At 64.7% G+C, this 1,620-nt stretch carries 1 protein-coding gene and 1 pseudogene; both read right to left on the bottom strand.

Annotation, left to right across the window (positions count from 1 at the left end):
- A partial coding sequence (locus QZH66_RS15845) for an aldehyde dehydrogenase family protein (RefSeq protein ID WP_305806855.1) occupies positions 1-465 on the bottom strand: 465 nt, incomplete at its 3' end.
- Between the two features lie 40 nt (positions 466-505).
- A pseudogene (mmsA, locus tag QZH66_RS15840) lies at positions 506-1,471 on the bottom strand (CoA-acylating methylmalonate-semialdehyde dehydrogenase); the annotation flags it as partial.
- Positions 1,472-1,620: the final 149 nt, after the last annotated feature.

Genomic DNA, 1,620 nt, shown 5'->3' with positions numbered 1-1,620 from the left:
GTTGATGCCGACCTGGCCGACGTCGATGTCTTCCTGGAACTTGCGCGCGGCCGCACCCGACTGCGTGAAGATGGCCGTGCCGTTGCCGTTGGGGTTGGCGTTGATGAAGTCGATGGCTTCGTCCAGATCAGCTGCGGCGACGATGGACAGCACCGGGCCGAACACTTCCTGCTCGTAGATGGACATGCCGGTCTTGACGCCCGAGAAGATCGTCGGGCCGACAAAATTGCCCTTCTCGAAGCCCGCCACCTGGGGCTTGCGCCCGTCGAGTTCGAGCTTGGCGCCTTCGGCAATGCCGCGCTCGATCAGGCCTTCAACGCGCGCGAGCGCCGCGCACGAGATCAGCGGGCCCACGTCGGTGCCCTTTTCGGTGCCGGCGCTGACCTTGAGCGTCTTGGTCTTTTCGACCAGCTCGGGAATCCACTTCTGTGCCTCGCCCACCAGCACCACCACCGACAGCGCCATGCAGCGCTGGCCCGCGGCGCCAAAGGCTGCACCGGCCAGNGCCGGCGCTGACCTTGAGCGTCTTGGTCTTTTCGACCAGCTCGGGAATCCACTTCTGTGCCTCGCCCACCAGCACCACCACCGACAGCGCCATGCAGCGCTGGCCCGCGGCGCCAAAGGCTGCACCGGCCAGGGCGTTGAGCGTCTGCTCCTTGTTGGCGTCGGGCAGGATGATGGCGTGGTTCTTGGCGCCCATCATGCATTGCGCGCGCTTGCCGGCCAGGGTGGCGCGGTTGTAGACATGGGTGCCCACCTTGGTCGAGCCGACGAACGACACGGCCTTGATGTCCTTGTGGTCGCAGATGGCGTTGACCACGTCTTCGCCGCCGTGCACCACGTTCAGCACGCCGGGCGGAATGCCGGCTTCGAGCGCCAGCTCGACCAGGCGCATGGTCACCATCGGGTCTTGCTCGGAGGGCTTGAGCACGAAGGTGTTGCCGGTGGCTATGGCCATGGGGAACATCCACAGCGGAATCATGGCCGGGAAGTTGAACGGCGTGATGCCGGCGCACACGCCGAGCGGCTGCAGCAGCGTGTAGGTGTCGACGCCGCCGGCCACGTTGTTGGCCAGCTCGCCCAGCTGCAGGTTGCCGATGCTGGCCGCGTGCTCGACCACTTCGAGGCCGCGGAACACATCGCCTTCGGCGTCGGGCAGGGTCTTGCCCTGTTCGGCCGTCAGGATGGCGGCCAGCTCGGCCATGTTTTCGCGGATCAGTTGCTGGTATTTGAGGAAGATGCGCGCGCGCGTGCCGATGGCGGTCTTCTTCCAGGTCTTGAAGGCCTCTTTGGCCGAGGCCACGGCGGCGTCCACCTCGGCGGGCGTGGCAAAAGGCACGCGCGCCAGCACCTCTTGCGTGGCCGGATTGACGATGTCGCGCCACTGCGTGGTCTGCGACTCGACGAACTTGCCGCCGATCAGCAGCTTGACGGTGGGGGCCTTGACGGCCTGGGTGGTGGATGCGTCCATGGTTGTCTCCTGGAAAGAAATAGAACGTCGCAAAGGGAAGCTCAGAGCCACATCGTAGCTGTGCATAATTATTTGGACAACCGGCAAACATGCCCACCGTGTTTGCAAATTTGCACATTAAACGGGCAAGCAACTGCTCCGGCCCTGTG

The sequence above is a fragment of the Stenotrophomonas sp. YIM B06876 genome (assembly GCF_030711595.1).
Taxonomy (GTDB): domain Bacteria; phylum Pseudomonadota; class Gammaproteobacteria; order Xanthomonadales; family Xanthomonadaceae; genus Stenotrophomonas.
Note: the sequence above shows the minus strand (reverse complement) of the source record. Positions and strands in the feature narration are given on the sequence as shown.